This window comes from Plantibacter sp. ME-Dv--P-095 (assembly GCF_030209365.1).
Lineage (GTDB): Bacteria > Actinomycetota > Actinomycetes > Actinomycetales > Microbacteriaceae > Plantibacter.
In genome coordinates, this window is record NZ_JARVSB010000010.1 from 212,153 (window position 1) to 218,224 (window position 6,072).

The following is a 6,072-nucleotide window of genomic DNA, read 5'->3' on the forward strand; positions in this document are numbered from 1 at the left end:
GCCCACGTGTTGCGGTCCGTTCAAGCGGCCCGTGCTGCATGTGCCGCGGAACGGATTCGGTCCAGGAGGGCGAACGTTTGGATCGAGGCATCCAGCGGGTGCAGCGGATGTTCCGATAGGCCCTGGGCGATGGCGTCCCCGACGGCGCGCAGCATCGGGACGTATCCATGGCCTTCCGTTTCGATCCTGGTGGTCGCAGGCGACCCGAACGCCTCTTCGATAGTGCCGGCGTGGGTGGTGAAGCGGGTGGTTGCCCAGAACGGGGCTGGCACGTCGATCCACCCGTTCGTTCCGTTGACCGAGGCGCTGGGATCGATGTACTCGACCATCGAGGCGGCGAGGTCGGCGAATCGTCCGTCGGGGTACTCGAGGCTCGCGCGGCAGTTGACGTCGACGCCGTCCGCTCGACGCACCTGGGTGGCGTCGACGCGCATTGGGGTTCCGAGGAGGTCGAGTGCGAGTGTCACTGGGTAGATCCCCTGATCGAGCAGAGTGCTACTGGATCGGACCCGGGACCAGCGCGCCGACTCCGCCGTGTCGAACGGGAGTCCGAACGACGCTCGGATACTTCGCACCTGTCCGATCGCGCCGGCTCGGATCGTCTGCACGAGGCTGCGATACGCAGGAGCGAACTTCATCCACATCCCCTCCATCGCGAATCGGCGCGATTCCCGCGCGACACGCGCGATGGTCCGCGCTTCGTCCGCGTCGACACCGATCGGCTTCTCGATCAGGACGTGTTTGCCAGCTCGGAGCGCTGCGAGCGCGATCGACAGGTGGGTCGCATGCGGGGTGGCGATGTAGACGATGTCGAGCTCAGGATCAGCGAGCATCTCGTCGAGATGCCCGAACGCTCTAGCCGCTTCGTGCTCTGAGGCGAATGCCGCTGCCGTCGAGGCATCACGCGAGCAGACCGCGAGTAGACGGGCGGCTTCCAGGTGCCGGAGGTCAGAGCAGATGGACCTCGAGATGTCGCCGGTACCGATGACACCCCACGCCAGTGGGTTCCCCGAGGCGGTCATCATCCCTGCTCTACAAGAGCACTCGCGCGCCGTGCTGACAGGTCGCGTTGCATTTGGGACATGGACTTGTCGATATTGAGGAAGAACACGATTACCGCTATCAGGACCGACACGATCAGTGGCAGCCAGAGGTAGAGGAAGATCTCGACGTCGATCGCCGATTGTGGCTGTGTGGCGGCGGCACCGTCGTAGGCGCCGAAAGCGAGCAGCCAACCGACGAGGGCCGTACCGAGGCCGGCGCCGAAGTTCTGGCCGGCGGTCGCTGCGGCGTAGGTCATTCCGTCCAATCGGACGCCGCTCTTCCACTCCCCGTAGTCGACGACATCGGCGACCAGGGCGAACATGACCGAGGCCGTCGGGATGCCGCCGAGCGCGCGGATCAAGCTGCCGACGAGGAGGAGGGTGATGTTGGTGGGGTCGATGAGCGTGATGAGCGCGCCGGCGACGGTCAGGCCGGTGCCGATCAGGACCGGAGTTCGTTTACCGAACCGCCCGATGATGGTGGGCATGAACCACATTCCGAGCAGCAGTGGCGCGAGGCCCGCGATGCTGAGCAGGCCGAACAACGCCGGGTTGTTGAGGACGTCGGAGGCGAAGTAGATACCGATGCCCGCTGTTCCCTGGACCATGTACTGCAGGAGGAAGAATCCGAAGACGAGGAAGAAATAGGGGTTGCGGAACAAGATGCGAATCGTCTTGCCCAGTGGTCTCGTCGGCTCGGAGCTCGTGTTGGCGGTGGTGTGCACGCGTTCCTTCGTGCCGAAGAACACGATCAGGAGCGTGATCGCGGCGATGCCACCGTAAATGAGGGTCGTCGCCGTCCAGCCTCCCTGTCCGCCGCCAAAGGCAGTCAGCAGCGGAATCGTCAGCGTGTTCACCAGAAGGGTGGTCAGAATCGCGCAGAAGGTGCGGATCACGGTGAGGGACACACGCGTCCGGGAGTCGGACGTGATCACGGACAGCAGCGTGTGATACGCGAGGTTGGAGCTGACGAAGCCGACGCCGAGGCACAGGAAATAGAAGACGAACGCGTAGATCTCTTTGCCGGTCTCGTTCAGTCCTGCGGGGACGTTGAACAGCAGGACGAAAGAGATGACGAGGACGGGCATGCTGAAGAGGATCCAAGGCCGCGCCTTGCCCCAGCGCGTCGAGGTCTTGTCGACCAGAGTGCCGACGACGAGGTCGAGCGTGCCGTCAAGCACACGTCCGAGCAGCAACAGGGTGCCCGCGATTGCGGCACCGACACCGACGGTGTCAGTCAGGTAAAACAGGAGGAATGCCGACGCGGGCGCGAAGATCAGATTCGCGCCGATGTCGCCCACGCCGTAAGAGAGCTTCTCGCGAAGCTTGAGCTTCTCGCCTGAACGGTCTGCGTGGATGGCCGCTCCGACCGCTTCCGCGGAAAGCGCGGCGGTGATCGACTCTTCGGTACTGAGAGCGACTGCGGCGCGCATCTGCTCGCCCTGTACCCGCCCGGGATCTTTCGCCATGGATGACTCCTTCGTCATAGCAGTGTCCGCGAGGCTTACCGGCGACGGCGGGAAGTTGGTGACGCGTGACACTGACGCGCGTTAGTAACGCGCGACATCAAGCTAGGCGCTCTTGTGCCACCTGTCAACCGGGCTGTGTCAGAATTCAGGGATGACCGCAACAACGCCCGGCCGCCGAGCGACGAGCTCAGATGTCGCTCGACGTGCGGGGCTGTCTCGGACGACGGTGAGCCAGATCCTCAACGGGAACGTGGACAGCTTCCCGCAGGAGACGCGCGATCGCGTCTCGATGGCTGCGGCAGAGCTGAACTACCGTCCATCGCGGGCAGGCCGCGCTCTCGCGACGGGGGTGAGTGACATGGTCGTCATTGTCATTCCGAGCGCTACATTCGGCCCGCATCTTCAGAACGCGGTCGATCAGATCACTGAGGCCTCGGCCGTCCTCGGATTGAGCGTCGTGGTCCGCTTCGCCGGTCGCGACACGACCGCGACGCTCACCTCGGTCCTTGACCTCAGGCCGATGGCCATCATTGACTTCGGAGTCTTCGCGCCCGAGCAGGGGCGGATGCTCGAAGCGTCCGGCAGTCGCTTGATTCCGTCCGGACCCGAAGCCGGTCGCGATGTGACGGACGAATTGGATCTGTTCATCGGGCGCCTCCAGGTGCGCGAGCTCGTCCGCTGCGGAAAGCGGCGCATGATCTACGCACAACTGCAGGACTCGCGCTCAGCCCCGTATGGCGAATCACGGCTCAGGGGTGTTCGAGCGGAATGCTCCGAGCTCGGCCTCCTCGAGCCGGTCGTGATCCGGGTGCAACTCAATGCAGACTCCGCTACCGATGCTCTGGCATCCGCGCTCACGGTGATCGGAGCTGACGACGTGGCCGTATGCGCCTATAACGACGACGTCGCCATCGCCGTCATCGCGGCTGCGCGCCGGTTGAACCTCGACGTGCCCGCCCAGGTCGGCGTCCTCGGTGTCGATCACACGATGCTCGGCCAACTCATCGCGCCGCGTCTCACCACCGTGCACATTGACCTCCCAACGATCATCGACGCGTTCCTCGGGCAGCTCGCGGTCATCCGCGGTGCGGCGGCGATGAACGCGGGTGCTGCTCTCGAGCCGGGCGATGTCGTCTGGGTGGTTCCAGGCGACAGCTGCTGACGGCGGGCAGCTCTACGCCGTCATCGATGCTGACGACTTCCCCCCACCGCGTCCTCGTCAGCATCGCTCCGGTGTGGCTCGAGAGCGGTCAGGTTCGGACCATGTCGATCCACGGATCGACGGGTGGAGGGACAGCAGGAGTTGCTCAGTCGGGTGTCAGTGTGCTGCGCCGAGTTCGATGAGTAAGACGCCGCCCATGATGAGGACGATCCCGAGGCTCATCAACCAGGTGAGTGGCTCCTTGAAGAGTGCCCTGGAGATGATCGCGGTGATGGCGACGCCCGCTGCTGCCCAGATGCCATAGGTGATCCCGAGGGGCATTCCATTCGACAACGTGAGGGAGAGCATGACGAAGGCCATGATGTAGCCGACCACCACCCCGCCGTACCAGCGGTTGTTGTCGACGGCGAGGCGAAGGGACGTGGTCCCGGCGACTTCGAAGACGATCGCACCGATCAGAAGCACGTAAGCCATCAGGCGGCCTTCACTTTCTGTGCCGCCTGCGCTCCGAGTTCGACGCAGAGGACACCGGCGATGATCACGACGATGCCGATTCCCATGAACAGTGTGATCGGCTCACCGAAGACTACGAGGGACCCGATGGCGGTCAATGCGACGCCGCTGGCACCCCAGATGCCGTATGCGACGCCGAGGGCCATCCCGGTGCGGAGCACCATGGCGAGCAGGATGAATGCGCCGAGATATCCGACGACGACGAGCGCGTAGAACCCGGGGTGACTCAGGGCGCCCTTCAGGGACAGCGAGCCTGCCACCTCGGTGAGGATCGCGGCGACAAGCAGCAGCCACCCTTTGACAGTGTTGGTCACGAGTTGGTTCCTTCGCCGATCAGACGCTGGGTGATGGCCCGGAGGGTCGCGGTCTCGTCTTCGCGGGTGACATCGATGCCGAACGCCTTGTTGAGCCAGGCCCCGTCGGCGATGAGACGAGCCGCACGCAGGGATGCGCGCTCGACGGGGGTTCCTTCAAGGTCGTCCCCGAACCAGGGGCTGAGACGGGCAACCCACTGTTCTGCGAGGCCATCGCGGATCCGGACGTCGACCATGAACGCCAGGTCGCTGTTATCGAAGTCACTCGTGAGGGCATAGTCGACGTACGCGGCCAGTTTCTCGCGTGGCGTGGTGGCGGCTGGAGCTCGGGAGGTCAGGTCTGCCTCCCATTTGGCGGTGATGCGGTCCACGACGGACACGACCAGCTTCTCCTTCGTGGGGAAGTGGTGCACTACGCCGGGCTTTGTCAGGCCGGCCTCGCGAGCGACGGCGTCGATGGTGAGCGCTTCACTACGGCGGAGCACTTCGATCGCATAGTCGAGGATTTCGGTTTTCGAGGGCATTCTCCGAGTGTACCTACCATACGGATGGTAGGTCAACCTGTACCTGGAACTCTTGACTCTCCGTCAGCGCACTCACTTGATTTCGTGCGGTAGCACGCCATTCCCCCCCCCCGTCCTTGTCGTCTGTAGCCTCGGCGCGCTCGCCGTCGAACGACACGGATCTGCTGGCCGCGGTCGGGGAGCTGCGTTGTTGGGAGCCCAAATCGTGGGGGCCGGCTGAGCATTGACGACGGCGGCGAGAAGGGCAACGTCAGCCTGGTCCGGGTGCTCGTGAGTAACGAGGACCCGGGCGCGGCCCGGATGACATCCGGGGCTGGCGAAAGGAAGCTGCCGGGGTCGACGAGGAAGGAAACGCCATCCTTCTCGATTGCGATCGTTGAGTCGGGGTGCTTGCGGAGGATCGTGACGCATGGTTCAACGAACTCAACGAGGGTGCCGTCCGGTGAGGTGCCGGAGAACACGAGCCCGGCATCCGTGATTTGATCTCGGTACGTGTTGTTGCCCTCGTGGCGGTGACGGTGCCGCTCGAACGTCTCCGTGGTGCCGATGACGTCGGCGGCGAGAGAGCCCTCGCTGAACGATGCAGGGTAGCGCCCGAGACGCCTCGAGCCTCCGAGGCCGACTGAGGCGATCATGTCCACCTGCGCGGCCATGGTCGCGGTGCATGGCGTCGAGGGACTGATGATCCGTCGTTGTAGGAACCAGCGCCTGAAACGGCGCGTGGCTACACCCACCGCTTCTCCACGGTCGCGGTCCGACCCAACCCTCGTGCGTATCGGGAGTCTACGGTTCGGCCCGGATTGCGAACTTACGCGATGCGGATGAGCTTCTTGTTGACGAACTCGTCCATGGCGGGCTTGCCCATTTCACGGCCGGTGCCGGAGCGCTTCACGCCACCGAAGGGGAGCTCGGCGGCGTCGCCGAGGACGAGGTTGATCCACACCATGCCGGCGTCGATCCCGTCCGCGACCCGCAGCGCCTGCTCCTGGTCCGTCGTGTACACGTAGGAGCCGAGGCCGAACGGGGTGTCGTTCGCGAGGCGCACGG

At 64.5% G+C, this 6,072-nt stretch carries 7 protein-coding genes; 1 reads left to right on the forward strand and 6 read right to left on the reverse strand.

From position 1 onward, the window contains the following. Nucleotides 1-20 precede the first annotated feature (20 nt). Both QRN26_RS18935 and QRN26_RS15820 read right to left on the reverse strand, forming a co-directional pair. Nucleotides 21-1,025, reverse strand: a complete 1,005-nt coding sequence (locus tag QRN26_RS18935) for a Gfo/Idh/MocA family protein (protein ID WP_350223929.1) — start codon at nucleotides 1,023-1,025, stop codon at nucleotides 21-23. Beyond that, the gene (locus QRN26_RS15820) at nucleotides 1,022-2,512 is read right to left on the reverse strand and encodes an MFS transporter (protein ID WP_285037492.1); all 1,491 of its coding nucleotides are present in this window, start codon (nucleotides 2,510-2,512) and stop codon (nucleotides 1,022-1,024) included. Before QRN26_RS15820 ends, QRN26_RS18935 begins: the two co-directional genes overlap by 4 nt. A gap of 151 nt (nucleotides 2,513-2,663) precedes the next feature. Between QRN26_RS15820 and QRN26_RS15825 the strand changes: the two genes are divergently transcribed. After that, nucleotides 2,664-3,674, forward strand: coding sequence for a substrate-binding domain-containing protein (locus QRN26_RS15825; RefSeq protein ID WP_082498812.1), 1,011 nt, complete (start codon nucleotides 2,664-2,666; stop codon nucleotides 3,672-3,674). Between the two features lie 156 nt (nucleotides 3,675-3,830). Here QRN26_RS15825 and QRN26_RS15830 read toward each other — a convergent pair whose 3' ends face one another. The 4 genes from QRN26_RS15830 to QRN26_RS15850 all read right to left on the reverse strand — a co-directional run. Beyond that, nucleotides 3,831-4,148: a DMT family transporter gene (locus QRN26_RS15830; protein WP_285037493.1), complete on the reverse strand. Its 318-nt coding sequence runs from the start codon at nucleotides 4,146-4,148 to the stop codon at nucleotides 3,831-3,833. Next, the gene (locus QRN26_RS15835; protein WP_285037494.1) at nucleotides 4,148-4,501 is read right to left on the reverse strand and encodes a DMT family transporter; all 354 of its coding nucleotides are present in this window, start codon (nucleotides 4,499-4,501) and stop codon (nucleotides 4,148-4,150) included. The genes QRN26_RS15830 and QRN26_RS15835 overlap by 1 nt, the downstream gene beginning before the upstream one ends. Beyond that, complete coding sequence (locus QRN26_RS15840; protein ID WP_285037495.1) at nucleotides 4,498-5,025, reverse strand: TetR/AcrR family transcriptional regulator; 528 nt, start codon at nucleotides 5,023-5,025, stop codon at nucleotides 4,498-4,500. The genes QRN26_RS15835 and QRN26_RS15840 overlap by 4 nt, the downstream gene beginning before the upstream one ends. 808 nt (nucleotides 5,026-5,833) lie before the next feature. After that, a partial coding sequence (locus QRN26_RS15850; protein ID WP_285037496.1) for an aldehyde dehydrogenase family protein occupies nucleotides 5,834-6,072 on the reverse strand: 239 nt, incomplete at its 5' end.

Bases quoted from the DNA above. Each gene is read 5' to 3' on its own strand.
- QRN26_RS18935 (WP_350223929.1), bottom strand. From the start codon at position 1,025: ATGATGACCGCCTCGGGGAACCCACTGGCGTGGGGTGTCATCGGTACC.
- QRN26_RS15820 (WP_285037492.1), bottom strand. From the start codon at position 2,512: ATGGCGAAAGATCCCGGGCGGGTACAGGGCGAGCAGATGCGCGCCGCA.
- QRN26_RS15825 (WP_082498812.1), top strand. From the start codon at position 2,664: ATGACCGCAACAACGCCCGGCCGCCGAGCGACGAGCTCAGATGTCGCT.
- QRN26_RS15830 (WP_285037493.1), bottom strand. From the start codon at position 4,148: ATGGCTTACGTGCTTCTGATCGGTGCGATCGTCTTCGAAGTCGCCGGG.
- QRN26_RS15840 (WP_285037495.1), bottom strand. From the start codon at position 5,025: ATGCCCTCGAAAACCGAAATCCTCGACTATGCGATCGAAGTGCTCCGC.